The organism is Pseudomonas sp. ADAK2 TE3594 (assembly GCF_053628675.1).
Genome location: NZ_JBRJGV010000001.1, coordinates 3,012,805 through 3,030,476 on the forward strand (window position 1 = coordinate 3,012,805; position 17,672 = coordinate 3,030,476).

Genomic DNA, 17,672 nt, shown 5'->3' on the forward strand with positions numbered 1-17,672 from the left:
AGCGGGTCTCGAACGACACCATTTCTGACACGAGCAATGTCTGCCATGACCGCCAGGGCAAACTCAACTGGCCCAGTTCTCCAGCCAATACGCATAAGGGGTTGGCAGTACCGCCGAAGGATTCTGAATGCTCAGGGCTCGTGCCGCCTGAAACGGCCAATGCGGATTCGCCAGTAAACTGCGAGCGAAACACACCAGGTCGAGCTGCCCATTACGCACAAAATCATCCGCTTGCCTGGCATCGGTGATCATCCAGCTGGTGCCCACCGGCAGGCCTGCTTTCGCGCGAACCTTCTCGGCATAAGGCACCATGAAGTTCGGTGCCCAAGGCACGGGTTCACCTGCGGTAGAGAGCGCCAGAGAGACGTCGACAAAATCGACCCCTGCCCCTTTCAGCCAATCCAGCACCTGAATCGACTCGGACAAAGACTGCTCAGCCTCCTCACCAAATTCCACCACGCCCAGACGTACCGCCAGGGGTAAATGGGCCGGCCAGACTCGCTTGACCGCGGCCACGGTCTCAATCAGGAACCGCGCCCGGTTCTCCAGGTCTCCCCCGTAGCGGTCGGTGCGAAGGTTAGCGTGCCGAGACAAAAAGCTCTGGCCAAGAAAGCCGTGAGCGAAATGCAGCTCCAGCCATTCAAACCCCGCCTCCAACGCCCGGACTGCAGCTCTGGCGAAATCGTGTTGTGTGCGCTGAATGTCTTCGCGTGTCATCTCCCCGGGAATATGAGGGGTACCGGGCATAAAGGGCAATGCGCTAGGTGCGATCGGCTGCCAGGCATGAGGATCGGATTCCGGCAGGGGTGCCCCGCCTTGCCAAGGCGCTGTGCAACCGGCTTTACGTCCAGCATGCCCCAGCTGAATGCCTGCCACTGCTCCAGCCGCCTTGATGGAATGTGCCACAGATGCAAAACCAGGTATTTGTGAGTCACTCCATAGCCCGGCATCACCCAAGGTTATCCGCCCCCTCGGTGAGACGGCCGTAGCCTCGACCATCACCAGACCAACGCCACCCTTGGCCAGGGTTTCATAGTGAGTCTGATGCCATTCATTCAGCACCCCGTCACGTGCCTGGTACTGACACATCGGCGAAGCAACGATACGGTTACGCAGAGTGACGTCTTTCAGGGTATAGGGCGTGAAAAGAGAGGTCATCTTGCGGTCCTGCTTCGTTGATCAGAATGGCCACAGTATGAGGCGGCTCCGGCATCAGCCGATTGCCTGATTGACGCTTTTGTTTGCACGATTCAACGGGGTTTTGTAACGCTGACTTGCCATAGCCATATATTACAAAGTAATTCAGGCCGTCTTAATGCCTAATCCAATGAATCCGCTCTACAGTCGATGAAAGATGTAGTCGACGTGCGGCCGATCATCCAGAGCAACACCCGCCGCTTGCAGTTGCCGGTGTAACTCAGGGTCATCGATTCGTATTTTCCAGTCGTGGCTTGTCGGTGCCCTCATCCCGACGTCTTAATGATGAATTGCCGTCAGGCAATGTGCTTGTCGAACCAGTCCAGGATCCGTTGAGGGTGCTGCCCGAAGTAGTTGTAACCCTGAAATCTAAGGTCTGTTCCTTCGATCCAGAACAGCTCTTTGTCTTTGGAAGACAAGGTGTCGAAGATCTCCTGAACGTTGGCGGGCTTGGTCAGGAAGTCATTGCGCACTTGAGCGACAAAGGTCGGCAAGGTCACAGCCTTGGCATATTCCATGGGCCAGACATCCGCCAGGTGGTAGCCGGTGCGCCGGTGCAGCGCGGCATCGAAGCGTTCGACGCCATTAGCAATTTTTTGCCGCTCCACCGCAGTTTCCACAAACACCCTTGGCGTTACCGGCTGCAGCGCCACCAGCGCTTTGACGTGTTTGAATTCTTTCGGGTGCTTCTTGATCCCGACGATGGTGGCGTTGGCACCCAGACAGCGGCTGTACAGCACCGTCTTCATGTTTTTTGTATCCGGTCGGGATTTGGCGTAGCGCAGCGAACCCACCACATCGCGGTATTCCAGCACTCCGTGACCGTTGACGCCGCCACTGCCCATGCCGCTACGACCATGATTGCGCAGGTCGTAGGCAATGATGTTGTAGCCCGCATCATGCAAGGCCTTGTACTCCGGGAGGAAGTTCACCTCGAAGCCGCCGAAGTCGGTCCAGGGCGCCAGGTGCCCAGGGTAACCATAACGGTTGCACGGCATCGGATGATTGCAGATCACCAAACGGTTGGATTTACCAGGAATGAACCAGCCTTCAATGGTCACGCCATCCATTGCCGGGAAGAAGATTTCCTCGTACTCCATGCCGTATTCGTTCGGCCAGCGCAGAATCGGCGTACGTGTCGAGTGCGCCATCAAATCGGCGAGACCGTTAATGAACGCGTCGGATGGGTCTTGTGTGGTGACGGTCATGTTTTGTTGCTCCGCAGCTTGGGCAAAGGACAGTGTCGAGGCGATCACAGGCAGTGTGGCCAGCGCTGCTCCGACTTTGAGCATGTTGCGACGGCTTTGCGAAGGCGCGTTGGCGGGGGGAAATAGCATATCGAGTGGCTTGGCCATATCAGGCTCCGGACATCTGCTGAAGGGGTTGGGACTGCAAAGACCTGGCGTCGGATTACTGTGGTGCAGGCACATAACCTTCGGTTATCACGACGGAGCCTTCAGTCGCGGCCATTCGTAGTTTTTTAGCCGCGGTGTACTCCGGCGAGTTGTAGAACCGCTGAGCCTCGGCAAGGCTTGGAAACTCGGCAATGGCCATCACCGACTTGGGTTGTCCTTCAACAGCCGTGGCATTGAGGTTGAAAACAATCACCTTGCCACCGTACTTCGGTGCCAGCGGACCTGCGGCTTCCATGTAGCGTTGGAAGGTCGCCTGATCGTTGATCTGGTAGTTGGCGATCATGTAGCCGTGCGGCGTTGGATCCTGCGCCAGACAGAGACCGGCAAACGCGAACGTGATTGCAGCGACAGAAGCCGTGACCCGTTTTTTCATCGTAAGAACTCCCATGAATTTGAATAACAGAACGAAACCCCAGATGAGCCGGATCGGTCATCGATGAGGCCATCGTGGTTTTCAAAGTATGTGAGGGTGTGCCAGGAGGGAGTTGCCGGTTCTGCTGCTTCTACTGTCTGATTCAGCGAATTGACGCTAAACAGGTGTCCGCTTACGGATGCATGGACACCTGAGGTCGACGGTGAACCTATAGCGGTACTGCACCGATCTGCTGAAGCAGACCCAGCAGGTCAGGCTGACCATGCTCTTCAACTATTTGACCATCGGCGAACCGATAGAAATTGACCGCCTTGACCTCGATAGTCTTTCCGGAAGGTGGAACACCCAGGAAGCTGCCAAGATGCGTACCGCGCATGGTAAAGCGCGCGGCCACCCTGTCACCTTCAACAATCAGTTCTTCAAGCGTCCACTGAATATCCGGAAAGCCTGCGCGCATCATCGCAATGATCTCCTGATAGCCGTCCGGCCCCTGCAAAGGCTCAGAACGCCCCGGAACGAAAAACGTCGCCTGCGGGGAGATCAGCTCCCCGGCCAACTCATCGCTCGCGGTGTTTATGAAATCAGTGAAGCGCTTCATCAGAAGCTTTTTTGATCCCGTTTGCATGTTGGTTTCCTCTTTCTATGTCAGTCGCTTGTAAACGGCCGGCGATGGATGAGATGTTGACGAGAGTCACGCATCATCGTGAGCAAGAGAGGACGACAATTTACGATAGGCGTCGGCCTGTGCCAGTAGCGTATTGGCCTTGGCTTCGAAGGTCTGCAACGCATCAGCGCCCGCGGCGAAACGAACCGGCGGCTCGTCGAGCCCTGCAAGCTGCACAATCGCGTCGGCGAGCTTGGCAGGATCACCGCCCTGCTTGCCGTCCATGCCACTCCAGGCCGTGACGGTCTCGCGCGTCCGCTGGGCATAGTCGTTGATGGAGGGGAGCGCGTAGGTGGTGGAATCGGCTGTCAGCAGTTCTGTGCGGAAGAACCCGGGCTCGACCAACATCGTGCGAATGCCGAAGGGGGCGATCTCTGGCGCGAGCGACTCGATCCAGCCTTCGAGGCCGAACTTCGCCGCCGCATAGGCCGTGCAGAACATGCCGCCAGCGATGCCCGCCGTGGAGGAAATGGTCAGCAACAGACCGGAGCGCTGCTTGCGCATCACCGGCAACGCTGCACGAGCGACGTTCATCGGCCCGAACAGCAACGTTTCTATCTGGCTGCGCACCTGTTCCGGGCTGAGCTCTTCGAAGAAGCCCGCATAGAAGTTACCCGCGTTGTTGACCAGTACGTCAATCCGCCCGAACTTGCCGATGGCGGCCTTGACCGCGTCTTGGGCATCATCGGGACGGGTAACGTCGAGCTTGAGGGTCAGCAAGTCTTCATGCTCGCCGATTGCCGCCAGCACTTTGCCGGCATCACGACCTGTGGCAACGACGGCATGGCCGACAGCGAGCGCCGCTTTGGCGATGTCTACACCCAGTCCACGGCCTGCACCGGTGATGAACCAAACTTTTTTCTCAGTCATGTGATTGTTCCTTTTCTAACGAGTGCCGCTATCGATGTGGTTTTCGTGGAAGAAGGCCGGGGCAAGAAGTTCAGACGGGCGATTACAAACCGCAAGTAACGACAGTGTAGCGATTCGGATCTCCTGGTCCTCCACCAGGTTTTGAAGTATGCGTCGACCAATAGCTCAAAGAGTTGCCCGATCTACCTCTTTCATTGCCTGATTCAATCACCGATTGAAGAGTTTCAAGCGTCTTGGTCGCGCTCGTGACGCTTAGCTCATTCGTCAAATTGGGCAATCATTGAAGCGGATCGCGCAATCGATCCAGGAAGTATGGCGCTACAGTAGGCAAACGCCCGGAACACGGATCCCACTCATTCATGGAGAGCTGTCCCACTATGAGCGTCCTCAACATCAATGGCCGTGACTACACGGTTGACGTAGACCCAGGCACCCCGATTCTCTGGACTCTGCGTGACGTGCTGGGCATGACCGGCACCAAGTTTGGCTGCGGGGCAGCACTGTGCGGCGCTTGTACTGTTCACCTTGATGGCCAGGCCATTCGTTCCTGCGTCACGCCTATCGTGGCTGCTGAGGGCAGGAAGATCACCACCATCGAAGCAGCAACCAATGGCAGTGACCCGGTGGGTACAGCCGTACACGAGGCATGGGTCAAACACGACGTCGCGCAATGCGGTTATTGCCAGAGTGGCCAGATCATGAGCGCGACGGCTTTCCTCAAGGCCCAACCCAAGGGCAAGCAGCCCACGGCAGCCGAGATCGACTCGGCCATGGCTGGCAACATCTGCCGCTGTGGCACTTACGCTCGTATCCGCGCGGCGGTGGCCGACGCCGCCAAAGCCCTCGCCTGACTGGAGCTTGCCATGTTCAACGACCTCTACCCGGACGAGCTCCCCCGCGTATTGCAACACATGCTCGAGCGCGACCAGATCGACGGCCCCACCACACTCCCCCGCCGCAGCTTCCTGAAAATCCTTGGTGTCGGCGGCCTGGCGCTGGGGGCATTTCCGCACCTGGCCCTGGCGCAACAGCCTGGCGACAACCGCGCAGCGCCTCTCAAGCCGAGTCAGCAACCCTCGGCATTCGTGCAGATAGCGCCCAATGGGGAAGTCACCGTAACCATCAACCGGTTGGAGTTCGGCCAGGGCGTGCAGACTGGCCTACCGATGATCCTCGCAGAAGAGCTTGATGCCGATTGGAATCTCGTGCGCAGCCGCAATGGTACAAGCGACATCGCCTACCAGGACCCACTCTTTGGCATGCACCTTACTGGCGGTTCCAACTCGATCAAGAACAGCTATACCCAGTACCGCGAACTGGGTGCCCGCGCTAGGGCCATGTTGCTCGCCGCGGCGGCCACGCGCTGGAATGTGGATGTCGCCAGCCTGAGCACGCAATCTGGAATGGTGTTCGGCCCGGCGGGCCGCAAAGCGGGCTATGGTGAGTTGGCCGAGGCCGCGATGGCGCTGCCCGTGCCCGATACGATCACGCTCAAAGACCCCAAAGACTTCCGAATCATTGGCCATGCCACCACCCGCATCGATGCCAAAGCCAAGAGCAGTGGCCAGCAGGATTTCGGCATCGACATGAAACTGCCGGGACAGCTAACTGCCGTGGTGGCCAGACCGCCGGTATTCGGTGCCAAAATTGCGTCTTTAGATGACAGCGCTGCACGTGCCATTAAAGGCGTGAAAGCGGTGCTGCGCGTCCCACTCGATGGGGGGGCCGAAGGCGTGGCCGTCATCGCTGACGGTTACTGGCAAGCCAAACAAGGGCGTGATGCACTGAAACTGCAATGGGATACGTCGACTGTTGAGAAAGTCGATAGCGAAAAGCAGCTGGTCGACTACCGGGAGCTCGCGGGTCGTCCTGGTCCAACGCTATTCGAGGCGGACATGGCGCCATTGGAAACAGCACCGCATCGATTAGAGGCCGAGTTCGTGTTTCCTTACCTGGCCCATGCGCCAATGGAGCCGTTGAACTGCACAGTCAAACTGTCCGAAGAACGCTGCGAGTTATGGGTGGGCACCCAGTTTGCCGGGGCCGACAGCGCCGCGGCCGCACGTGTACTGAACCTCAAGCCCGAGCAAATTCAAATTAATGTGCAGACGGCTGGCGGCGGCTTTGGCCGGCGCGGCATAGCCACCAGCGACATTGTGGTGCTGGCATGCGAGGTGGCCAAGGCCGCGCGAACGGCCGGTTTGAATGTACCGGTGCGCACGCTGTGGAGCCGCGAAGACGACATCAAGGGCGGCTATTACCGCCCTATGCATCTACACCGCGCTCATATCGGTTTTGACGATACCGGCAAGGTGCTGGCGTGGGATCACGTCGTGGTAGGACAGTCCATCATCAGTGGCACCATGTTCGGTGGACGGGTGAAGAACGGCATAGACCCCACGGCAACGGAAGGTATGCGCGATCCCTACCCACTGCCAATGCGCCTGACGGTGCATCACCCAAAACTCAACGTGCCGGTGTTGTGGTGGCGTAGTGTGGGCTCCACCCACACAGCCTTCGTGATGGAGACATTGATCGATGAGATCGCCCGAACCACCAAACAGGATCCAGTGGCTTACAGGATGAAACTGTTTGCCGATAAAAGTCCGCGTCATCGCGCTGCGTTGCAACTGGCGGTGGACAAGAGCGAGTACGGCAAACGCGAGCTGCCTGCTGGTCGAGCTTGGGGCATTGCGGTACACGAGTCATTCAGTTCGGTAGTCGCATACGTTGTGCAAGCCTCGGTGCAGAACGGCCGTCCGGTACTGCACCATGTCACCGCAGGCGTCCACTGCAACCTCGTCGTCAACCCGCGCAGTGTCGAGGCCCAAGTACAAGGGGCCGCCCTTATGGGGCTGTCAATGTGCCTGCCGAGCGGAGCCATCACCTTGAAAGAGGGTGTCGTGCAACAGAGTAATTTTGCTGATTTCAGCGTTCCGCGCATCACCGATATGCCGGAGTTTTCCATTCATGTCGTGCCAAGCGCCGAGCCACCCACCGGGATGGGCGAACCCGGCCTGCCGCCGTTGGCCCCCGCCTTTGCGAATGCGCTCGCACGCCTCACCGGTAAGCCGGTGCGTGAGTTGCCTTTCAAGCTGACGTGACAGGGCTGGGGGGTATGGCCTATGGCTAAAGCTTTGTGGTGAGGTGAACGGCGAGAGGACGCGGTGGCGTCCTATCCACCAGGCTTGCTTGCTTATCCGCTGTTTCGGTTTGACCCGTATTGTCAGGACGGATCTTGAACCAGATGGCGTACATCGCCGGCAGGAACACCAGCGTCATGATGGTGCCGACGAACGTACCTCCGATCAGCGTGTAGGCCAGCGTCCCCCAGAAGACGGAATGGGTCAGCGGAATGAACGCAAGGATTGCCGCGAGTGCTGTCAGCAGTACCGGGCGGGCACGCTGTACCGTGGCTTCGACCACTGCGTGAAACGGGTCCAGCCCTTCTTGCGCGTTGTGATGAATTTGCCCAATCAGAATCAGCGTATTGCGCATCAAAATGCCCGACAGCGCGATCAGCCCGACCAGCGCGTTGATTCCAAACGGCTGATGGAAGATCAGTAGCGTCGGCACCACGCCAATCAATCCCAGCGGCGAGGTGAAGAACACCATGATCATTGCCGAGATCGAACGCACCTGGACAATGATGATCAACAGCGTCAGGGCAATCATGATGGGCACCAGCGGCACTATCGCCTGGCCGGCCTTGCCCGATTCCTCGATCGCACCCGCCTGCTCGATCCGATAGCCGCCGGGGAGCGTGTCGATAATCGGCTGCAGTTGCTTGCCGATCACACCCGATACATCGGGCGGCTGAAGGCCTTCGGCAATGTCGCCGCGCACGGTGATAGTCGGCGTGCGGTCACGGCGCCTAAGGATCGGATCCTCCATACGCACATCCACCTCTCCAACCTGGGACAGAGGGATACGCTGCCCCGCCGCTCCCACCAATGTGAAGCCCTCAATCCGGGCGGGATCGAGCCGGATGTCACCCGCGGCGCGACCAACCACCTGCACTGAACGAATGTCTTCACGAACCGCCGTGATCGGCACCCCGGCCAGCAGGAATTGCAACTGCTGGGCGACTGCACTGGATGTCAGTCCAACCGCCTGCAAGCGATCCTGATCCAAGCTGAAATGCAGCGTCGGCGTCAGAGGGCCCCAGTCGCTGTTGACCGTCCTCATCATCGGGCTGGCTTGCATGACATCTTGTACACGGCCCGCAATCTCGCGCAGCTTCGTCGGGTCAGGCCCCATTACCCGGTAGGCCACCGGGAATGGTGAATAGGGACCAAACACAATTTGAGTCGCCCTGACTCGGGCCTCTGGAGCGAGCCCTGCAGCGACCGCTTCGCGAAGACGGAACTTGAGGGTTTCACGTGCCTCCTGACTGTCCGTCAGCACCACGATCTTGGCGAACGATGGGTCGGGCAGTTCTGGCGCCATCGCCAGGAAGAAACGCGGCGCGCCCTGCCCGATATAGGCCGTGATGACTTTTGCCTCTTCCTGCTTTTGCAGCCAGGCCTCGACCTTTGCGGCAGTGGCACTGGTCTGCTCGATGGAGGTTCCGTAGGGCATTTGCACCTCGACCATCACCTCGGGACGGTCCGAGGTCGGGAAGAACTGCTTCTTCACCAGGCTCATGCCCAGAACTGCCACGAAAAACAGCGTGATAACCGTGCCAGCCACCAGCCATTTGCGGGCGATGACGCGTGTCAGAACCCGACGGAAGCGGTTGTAACGGGGGGTGTTGTAGATAGCCGCATGCCCACCCTCTACCTTCTTGATGTCTGGCAACAACTTCACTCCCAGGTAAGGGGTGAAAGCCACCGCGACGACCCAGGAAGCGATCAGAGCAATACCGACGATCCAGAACATGTTGCTGGTGTACTCGCCGGCAGTGGACTGGGCGAAACCGTTGGGCATGAAGCCAATCGCCGTTACCAGCGTACCGGAAAGCATCGGCGCGGCCGTATGACTCCAGGCATACGCGGAGGCTTTGATTCGGTCGTAGCCCTCCTCCATTTTCACTACCATCATTTCGATAGCAATGATCGCGTCGTCCACCAGCAGTCCGAGCGCCAAGATCAACGAGCCAAGGGTAATACGATCAAAGTTCTTTCCGGTGGCCGCCATCACCACAAACACTATCGCCAGCGTCAACGGTACCGCCGCAGCGACCACGACGCCTACACGCCAGCCCATGCTGAGAAAGCAGACAAGCATCACCACGAGCAGCGCGACAAAAAATTTGACCATGAACTCGCCGACAGCCGAGTCAATGTTCACGGCTTGATCAGTGACCTTGGTCAGCGTCATGCCCAGCGGCATGCCTTCATTTATCTTCGTCGTTTCGGCGTCCAGCGCCTTGCCCAGGTCCAGGCCATTCCAGCCCTCGCGCATTATGACCCCCAGCAACAAGGCCTCTTCGCCGTTGTTGCGCACCAGGAAGGTGGCAGGGTCTTCGTAGCCTCGTTCAACCGTCGCCACGTCCGAGAGCTTCAACGTGCGCCCCTGAATCGCCAGGGGCGTGTCACGAATTTTCTCCAATTTATCGAAAGCGCCATCCAGCCGGAGGAAGACCTGTGGCCCATTGGTTTCGATCGAACCGGCGGGCGTGAGCACGTTTTGATTATTCAGAGCGGCAAAGATGTCCTGAGGTGATACGCCCAAGGTGGCCAATCGATCATGCGAAAAGGAAACAAAGATACGTTCGGGCTGCTCCCCAATAATGTTGACCTTCTTCACGCCCGGCACATGCAACAGTTGTTGGCGCAAGGACTCAGCATCACGCACCAACAGTCGCTGCGGCTCGCCCTTGGCTTTCAAGGCGAACAGCGCAAACGTCACGTCCGAATACTCGTCGTTGACCAATGGCCCGATCACACCCGCCGGTAGCTTGGTGGCTTCGTCGTCCAACTTTTTGCGCGCCTGATAAAACTCTTCCTGCACCTGTGAGGGTGGCGTGCGATCCAACAACGACACCATGGTGAAAGCGAGACCGGGCCGTGTATAGGTTTCCGTGCGGTCGTACCATTTCAGTTCTTGCAGGCGTTTTTCAAGTGGCTCTGCTACCTGATCCTGCATCTCCTGCGCCGTGGCGCCCGGCCACGCGGTAATGACCGTCAACTGCTTGACCGTAAACGGAGGATCTTCCGCACGCCCCAGCTTGAAGAACGCCAGGGTGCCTGCAACGGCAATCAGGAAGATCAGAAATACCGTGATCGATCGCTCGCGAACGGCGATCGCGGAAAGATTGAAGCGCCCCTCGCTCATGGACGACCCCCGGCGACTTTGACGTCATCCTGTTGAGGCAATCTCACCTCTTCACCTTCGCGCAACAGATGTGCGCCTAACGCTACGATCTGCTCGCCGACTTTGAGGTCGCCCGCGACTCGCACTGTGTCGTCGCTCAAGCCCAGGACTTGTACAGGTCGCCAGGCCACCTTCGCCGGTGTACCGGCGATCACCCACACACCCGTGCCGTGGCCTGGGTCATAAACGGCAGCGATCGGTACTTGCAGCCCCTGCCCTTGCGTGGCGCCTTCAGCGATCCGAAGCGTGACGGTCGAACCTATCGGTGCATTGGCCAGCGCACCCTCAAGCACATACCGCGCCTCGAAGGTGCGTGTCATGCGGTCGGCCGAGTCAGACAGCAGCCTCAGCTTCGCTGTAACAGCATCCGTGGTATTGCCATAAAGCGTCGCCTGAGCGGTGGATCCTGCTGCGGGGCGCAACGTCTCGGGCAGGTGCACGATGGCTTCGCGCTGCCCTGCCCGCGCCAGTCGAACCACGGGCTGTCCCGGGCTGACAACTTGTCCGGGCTCGGCGAGCGTCTCCACCACCACGCCGTCGGAATCGGCAAGCAGCACCGCATAACCAGAAGCGTTACGGGCAACGTCAGCCTGCGCTTCAGCGGCGCCAAGCTGCGCCTTTGCGGTATCCGCTGCGGCTTTGATCTGGTCATAGGCCGATGCAGAAATAGCGCCTGCGGCAACCAGACTGCGGTATCGCGCCTCGTCATCTGCTGTCTGCTTGGCTCGGGCCCGAGCGGCTATGACCGACTCTTGCTGTGCTCGCGCCTGCAACCCCAGGTCGATTGGGTCGAGGCGCATGAGTGGCTGACCACGTTTAACGGTCTGGCCGGTATCCACCAACCGCTCAAGGATCTTGCCCGAGACCCGAAAGCCCAGGTCGCCCTGCACACGGGCAGCCACCACGCCCGTGAAAGAACGTGAAGTGTCGGAGGAACCCTGAACCGTTCCAGGCCTTACCAGAGGAGCATGCGTGCGCGGATCGTCAACGTTGGATGAGTCGCCACATGCCGTCACGACGAGAGGCAACAAGCAAACGGCAATGGGGAAAGGTCGAAGCCGGCGCATAGGTTCCCTTACTTGAAAATAGGACGAGCACCAGATTCTCAGCCTAGTGACCATATATGTCAACAGTCACAAACCATGAAACATCCAGCTTCTCAAACTCAATACAGGAACCGCCGCTGCAAAGGATAAAGCCAACAATCCGCTCAAATCGCCTTAATTGACAGGATGTGACTATTGCGTAATATGGTCACAAATATCCTCGATTGAAGGAATCTCAATGCCTCCCCTCCGTCCAATTGCTCTTTTGGTCATCGCCGGCTTATTGGCAGGTTGCGCGGTCGGTCCGGACTACCATCGTCCCGACGCTCCGCTTTCGGATCATTACTTGGGTCAGCCTGCTGTCGAACAGCGACCTGGAGCGACGCCGACCAGCCTTGTAGCGTGGTGGGAAGGCTTTGGCGATCCAGTGCTGACCGACTTCATCTCCAAGGCGCTTGAGCAGAACCTGGACCTGGCACAGGCGTCGGCGCGAGTCACGCAGGCACGGGCCGGACTCGGTGCTGCAAATGCCGCTTTACTGCCCTCGGGGAACATCAGCGGACAGGCCGCGCGCTCCTACCAGTCAATCGAGACGCCACTCGGCCAGGTGTTGAACTCAACGCCTGGCTATGATCGGTACGGAAGTTCCTACGAGGCCAACCTCGATGCCAGCTGGGAGGTGGACGTCTTTGGCGGACTGCGACGCGGACGCGAGGCTGCACTGGCCGAGTACCAGGCTTCCGAGGCGGGCGTCGCTGCCACACGATTGGCCATCGCCGCGCAGACCGCCGATATCTACATCACTATCCGCGGATTGCAGACCCGGCTGGACATTGCGAACCGACAAGTCAAAACGCAGCAGGAGCTACTAGAGAAAGTCCAATTGCTCTACAGCAAGGGGCTCGCCGCCAACTATCAGGTTCGTCAGACCGAGGGGGCGCTATCGCAGGTCCAGGCGACAGTGCCGGTCCTGCAGACCGGTCTGGATGCTGCCATGAATGCACTGGATGTCATGCTCGGCACGCCGCCAGGCACTCATCGCACGCAACTGGCAAGTACGGGGAGCATTCCTGTAGCGCCGCAGTTAAAGGCCATGGGAACGCCGGCCGATTTGCTGCGCCGCAGGCCAGATCTCATTGTGGCCGAGCGCCGTCTTGCGGCCTCAAACGCACGCATCGGGGAGGCGATTGCCGAGTACTACCCGAAATTCTCCCTTAGCGCATTGCTGGGCAGTGCCACAGCTGTATCCGCAGGCAATCTTTTTACCGGCGGCGCCAGCCAGTCGGCGGGCGTATTGGGACTGCGCTGGAGACTCTTCGACTTCGGTCGCATAAACGCCCAAATCGACCAAGCCAAGGGACAGGAAGCCGAAACCCTGGCCGCTTACCGTCAGTCTGTGCTGCGCGCCACCGAGGATGTCGAGAACGCATTCTCCGCACTGGTGAATCGGGAAGCTCAAGCAACCACCCTCACCGGGGGGGAGGCATCTCTGACACAGGCTCGCCAATCGTCGTTCATTGCCTATGAGAAAGGCACGGCCAGCCTGATCGATGTCCTGCACGCTGACGAGACGATGCTGCAGGCTTCTGATGCTCGGGCGCAAGCGCGAACGGAATCGGCACGGGCGGCGGTCGCGGCATTCAAAGCGCTTGGTGGTGGTTGGCAACCTCCTGAAGCCCAGCCTGTTGCGACACGATGACCTGACCAGGTGAGCTCAATAGAAACCAACCGGAGTACAGCGAAAATGAAATTGAACGAGAATTCCTGGGTGCTCATCACCGGAGCATCAAGCGGATTTGGCGAGGAGTTTGCCCGGCAATACGCAGCGCAGGGAAAATCGCTCGTTCTGGTAGCAAGAAGGCTGAGTAAGCTCGAAGCGCTATCGGCGCAGTTGCGCGAACGCTTCGGTGTTGATGTGATCGTCGAACAAGTAGACCTGTCCTCGATCCCGGCGATTATCGATCTGCATGAGCGACTCAGCGAACGCAATATAGTGATCGATGTGCTCATCAACAATGCGGGTCATGGATTGCAGGGGCCTTTCCTGGATCAACCTCTGGATGAGTCCCTGACCATGATTGATTTGGATATCGCCAGCCTGACAGCCCTGACACGCCTTTTCGCGGCCGACATGCGAGCCCGCAAACGTGGGCAAATCCTGATGGTCGCAAGCTTGCTGTCCTTCCAGGGCGTGAAGAATTTCGCCGTTTACTCTGCCGCGAAAGCCTATGTTTTTCGCTTCTCTGATGCGCTTCATCGTGAACTGAAAAATGACGGTGTCGTCGTTACCGCACTTTGCCCTGGGATGTCAGATACCGGATTTGCAGAAAGCGCCAAACAACGGATCACACCGGCCTTGAAAATGGTGATGATGCAGCCTCAACCCGTCGTGCGTGCAGGAATCCGCGCACTGCAAGCCGGACGCATGAGTGTGGTGCCGGGTTTTGGCAACAAGGCCATCACTGTCTTGACGTGGGCCACGCCACGTCGGTTTCATCAGAGCCTTATGGCACAGGTGATGGGAGTCTGAGGGGGGTGACAAAGAGGTCTTTTACCTCAGGGGAAAGGCCCGAGATGTGTTCTTGAAGGTCGGGAGGCAACACGTGCTCCCGACAGGACATTTATCGTGTAACAGCACTCAATTAGAAGCGGTAACTAACAGACGTACCGAGCCCGCTCGCACTGTTCTTATATTTGGCACTGTATGCACCTCTGTTCGCAGAGGCGTCGTTGATCTGCACGCTCTCCTCCCATAGGTAGGAATAAGCAACATCGATCGTGACATTGCCCACCGGCGTCCAGCCAGCACCGAAGCTGACAACCTTCCGATCGCCCGTAGGAATGCGCGGTCCACGATGGGTGTTATTGGCCGGTGACTGATCGACCGAAAAGCCTGCGCGAAGTACCCATTGGTTGTTCAGTTGATATGCCGCACCGATAGCATGAGCCCACGTATCGTGCCAATTCTGTTCTTCGGTAATAGTGCCCAGCGCGCCGCTCAACGCAGGGGGTAAACCCGTGTTCTCAATAGTTAACGCTTTGAAGCGGCTCCAGCGAGTCCAGGTGCTCCCCACGTATAGGGTCCAGTCGTCATTAAGCTGATGAGTCACCGAGAAATCCACTGACTCCGGGGTATCCACATCCAGCGAAGCGTCATAACTGCGGCCGCTGACCCCCAACACGCTAAAGATGCCGTCAGTGACCTTGGTCTTGGCATCCAATTGATAACTGACCTTGGAATGGTAGGTCATGCCCAAACGGGTTCGGTCTGTAGCCTGCACCAAGATACCGGCGTTAAAACCCAGGGCCGTGTCGTCACCCGTGCTTTTGAGTTTTCCGTCATTGCGACCAGGGCTAAGCGGATTGGGCACCATGCCGGAAATTTCACCACCGATACGGTTGATGGTCGGACCGAACCCGATCGAAACGTTGTCGTTGAAGGCATAGCTGACAGTGGGCTGGAACGTAAGGGTCGTGACTTCGCTTTTGTTGGCGTAGTAACGCCCGGCGAAACCGCTGCCATAGTCAGTCATCAGACCGAAAGGCACATAAAAACCTACACCGAACGCCCAATGCTCATCGATCGGTTTGACGTAGTAACCCATAGGCACGGTGGTGGTTGGCACCATGTCGCCGTCTTCCTCGCCGCCGAATGTACTGCGGGTGTGGCTTATGTCGGACTTGGCGAAAAGAGTCGCCGCCCCCACGCTGACCTGTTCTCTTTTCAAGCGAGACATGCCCGCAGGGTTACCGAAGACCGTACTCGCATCTTCAGCGGCGGAAGAGCGACCGGCAAACCCGGATCCCATCCCGCTGATGCTTTGTTCATTGAGAGCGAAGCCACTTGCAAAAACGTTTGAGGATGCGAGCACGACAGCAAGGCCAAATGGGGTCTTGAGCACTATTTTTTTCATTGTTTGAACTCTATGGGTATCACTGAGATGAAGCATTAGAAGCGATGGATCACCATATTTATTCATGTGACCATATCAGTCAATGGTCACATCACGGATAAATAAAATGCCCTTCGACGGATGGAAGAAGGGCAAAGTGAAAAGCCGTTCGGGATCTGACGCGTACCGCCGTATGCGATAAACCTTTAGTCAAAGGTCAAGGCATGAGGCTACGCAAGATGAGGTTGGAGGTTAGCGTGGGCGCCTCCTCGACGAAATCGAGGTTGTACTGCAGCAGCAAAGGGTTGACGAATGGCCGCAGCGCGAGATGTATCGCTTCTACTGTCTCGTCCAGCGGAGTCTTGCGTTCAAATTCGCCACTCTCTCGCCCCTCTCGCACGATTTGCAACACGAAGCGTTTGATGCGTGCGTCATAAGCCTGCGAACTGGGCCAGCTTTCCGACGCCGCGAACGCTGCGATGTCATAGAGTTTTCGGTCGTTGAAGAACAGATTCACACCGGTGGCGATCACCGTTTTGACCAAACGTCGAAAACGCTCCGTCGGCGACAGGTCTTCTACATTGATAGCCTGCTCCACAGCCGCGACGATTTCTGCCAGACAATTTGCGCAGATGGCTTCACCGATCGCCTGCTTGGAATCAAAAAATTTGTAGATGTAGGCCTTGGAAAACCCGATGGCCTTGGCCAGATCGGAAACCGTGGTTTTGCCGTAGCCGTATTGACTGAAGTGTTCGTTGGCCGCCGCGACAATCTGGTCTCGAATGTCGTGATCGACTGGGCCACGGGGGCTGGGCGAAGATGAAGATATCGATGGCTGATTCATGGGAACAGCTTACTCACCCTATCGAAGACTGACAACTTGTGACCGATAAGATATATAGTCACAAATCAGCCGGCAATCCGCTAAACGCTCTTGTAGATCCTGCGCCATGCGTGCTGGTTCGTATGAATCAATCGCCGTGTTGACGCCTTATGGGACTGCATCAGGCGTTTGACGAGTGTCGGGGTCTATACTGATTTCGCCCTTTTAATCAGATCCCCCCTTAACCACCGCACAGCCCACCAGGCAGAACACGTGAACCATTCGACACTTACTGCCGCGCTGCTCTGTCTATTACTCGGCAATCCCGTCAGGGCCGAGCAGTATCAAGTCGTTACTGAAGAGTGGGCGCCGTACAACTACCAGGAGAACAATCAGCTCACTGGCATGGCCACGGAGATCGTTCGGGGCATAATGGCGATGACCGGGGATGACTTTGAGGTGCTGCTGCTGCCCAGTATGCGAAGCACCCTCGCATTGAAGACCCGGCCCAGGACCATAATGTATTCCCTATTCCGCACGGCGGAGCGCGAACCGTTATACAAGTGGGTCGGACCGATCGTGGAAGAGTCCATTCACCCCTATCAGTTAGCCAATGCGCAGCAGCCGGTGAATTCCTTGGAGCAGCTACTGCACGCCCCACGGATCACAACGAGACATGCCGGCCTGATACCCGAGATTCTGCAGGCGCGGGGCTTCAACAACCTCGAAAAAAGTGCGACCGAGAGCCAGCAGCTCTATCGCATGCTGCTAGCCGGGCGCACCGACATCATCATTGGCGACACTGATGCGGGGGTGGCTTATTACAGCCGCCAATTGAACATCGCCCCCGGTACGCTGCGGCAGATTCCCATCGAGCTCTATCGCTCATCGCTGTACATCGCCTTCAGCCGCGACTGTGACGACGAACTGGTAGCCGCCTGGGCCAGCGCCCTGGAGCAACTGCGCCACTCGGGCGAGTTGCGGCGCATCCAGGATCGATACAATCACCCCATAGGGCAATGAAAGCGCGGAAGCGCAAATCGGGCATCCTGCGTCCCCTCGGTGTCTCGGTG

The 17,672-nt window shown here is 58.1% G+C and carries 14 protein-coding genes; 5 read left to right on the forward strand and 9 right to left on the reverse strand.

All coding sequences use genetic code 11. The features are described from left to right. Positions 1-63 precede the first annotated feature (63 nt). From AB7M22_RS13535 to AB7M22_RS13555, 5 genes are all read right to left on the reverse strand, one after another. Positions 64-1,158: an NADH:flavin oxidoreductase/NADH oxidase gene (locus AB7M22_RS13535; RefSeq protein WP_454186672.1), complete on the reverse strand. Its 1,095-nt coding sequence runs from the start codon at positions 1,156-1,158 to the stop codon at positions 64-66. A 335-nt stretch (positions 1,159-1,493) separates the two neighbouring features. Then, entirely contained in the window at positions 1,494-2,552 is a 1,059-nt protein-coding gene (locus AB7M22_RS13540; protein ID WP_454186673.1) for an alpha/beta hydrolase family protein, read from the reverse strand. Positions 2,553-2,607: 55 nt separating this feature from the next. Continuing rightward, positions 2,608-2,985, reverse strand: a complete 378-nt coding sequence (locus AB7M22_RS13545) for a DUF1330 domain-containing protein (RefSeq protein WP_454186674.1) — start codon at positions 2,983-2,985, stop codon at positions 2,608-2,610. 208 nt (positions 2,986-3,193) lie between these two features. After that, positions 3,194-3,610, reverse strand: coding sequence for an ester cyclase (locus AB7M22_RS13550; RefSeq protein ID WP_454186675.1), 417 nt, complete (start codon positions 3,608-3,610; stop codon positions 3,194-3,196). Positions 3,611-3,676: 66 nt separating this feature from the next. Next, positions 3,677-4,519: an SDR family oxidoreductase gene (locus tag AB7M22_RS13555; protein ID WP_454186676.1), complete on the reverse strand. Its 843-nt coding sequence runs from the start codon at positions 4,517-4,519 to the stop codon at positions 3,677-3,679. A 377-nt stretch (positions 4,520-4,896) separates the two neighbouring features. Between AB7M22_RS13555 and AB7M22_RS13560 the strand changes: the two genes are divergently transcribed. After that, positions 4,897-5,370 carry a (2Fe-2S)-binding protein gene (locus AB7M22_RS13560; RefSeq protein WP_454186677.1) on the forward strand — a complete coding sequence of 158 codons (474 nt, stop codon included), beginning with the start codon at positions 4,897-4,899 and terminating at the stop codon, positions 5,368-5,370. 12 nt (positions 5,371-5,382) lie between these two features. Continuing rightward, entirely contained in the window at positions 5,383-7,623 is a 2,241-nt protein-coding gene (locus AB7M22_RS13565) for a molybdopterin cofactor-binding domain-containing protein (protein WP_454186678.1), read from the forward strand. Positions 7,624-7,648: 25 nt separating this feature from the next. On the opposite strand, the gene AB7M22_RS13570 is transcribed toward AB7M22_RS13565, so the two are convergent. Together AB7M22_RS13570 and AB7M22_RS13575 are read right to left on the reverse strand one after the other, a co-directional pair. Next, positions 7,649-10,798 carry an efflux RND transporter permease subunit gene (locus AB7M22_RS13570; protein ID WP_454186679.1) on the reverse strand — a complete coding sequence of 1,050 codons (3,150 nt, stop codon included), beginning with the start codon at positions 10,796-10,798 and terminating at the stop codon, positions 7,649-7,651. Next, positions 10,795-11,904: an efflux RND transporter periplasmic adaptor subunit gene (locus AB7M22_RS13575; protein WP_454186680.1), complete on the reverse strand. Its 1,110-nt coding sequence runs from the start codon at positions 11,902-11,904 to the stop codon at positions 10,795-10,797. The genes AB7M22_RS13570 and AB7M22_RS13575 overlap by 4 nt, the downstream gene beginning before the upstream one ends. Positions 11,905-12,121: 217 nt before the next feature. Between AB7M22_RS13575 and AB7M22_RS13580 the strand changes: the two genes are divergently transcribed. Together AB7M22_RS13580 and AB7M22_RS13585 are read left to right on the forward strand one after the other, a co-directional pair. Continuing rightward, positions 12,122-13,582, forward strand: coding sequence for an efflux transporter outer membrane subunit (locus AB7M22_RS13580; RefSeq protein ID WP_454186681.1), 1,461 nt, complete (start codon positions 12,122-12,124; stop codon positions 13,580-13,582). Positions 13,583-13,627: 45 nt separating this feature from the next. Next, the gene (locus AB7M22_RS13585; protein WP_454186682.1) at positions 13,628-14,413 is read left to right on the forward strand and encodes an SDR family NAD(P)-dependent oxidoreductase; all 786 of its coding nucleotides are present in this window, start codon (positions 13,628-13,630) and stop codon (positions 14,411-14,413) included. Between the two features lie 112 nt (positions 14,414-14,525). Here AB7M22_RS13585 and AB7M22_RS13590 read toward each other — a convergent pair whose 3' ends face one another. Next, positions 14,526-15,797, reverse strand: a complete 1,272-nt coding sequence (locus tag AB7M22_RS13590) for an OmpP1/FadL family transporter (RefSeq protein ID WP_454186683.1) — start codon at positions 15,795-15,797, stop codon at positions 14,526-14,528. 196 nt (positions 15,798-15,993) lie between these two features. Continuing rightward, positions 15,994-16,620, reverse strand: coding sequence for a TetR/AcrR family transcriptional regulator (locus tag AB7M22_RS13595; RefSeq protein ID WP_454186684.1), 627 nt, complete (start codon positions 16,618-16,620; stop codon positions 15,994-15,996). A 252-nt stretch (positions 16,621-16,872) separates the two neighbouring features. On the opposite strand from AB7M22_RS13595, the gene AB7M22_RS13600 reads away from it, so the two are divergent. Continuing rightward, positions 16,873-17,622: a substrate-binding periplasmic protein gene (locus AB7M22_RS13600; protein WP_454186685.1), complete on the forward strand. Its 750-nt coding sequence runs from the start codon at positions 16,873-16,875 to the stop codon at positions 17,620-17,622. Positions 17,623-17,672: the final 50 nt, after the last annotated feature.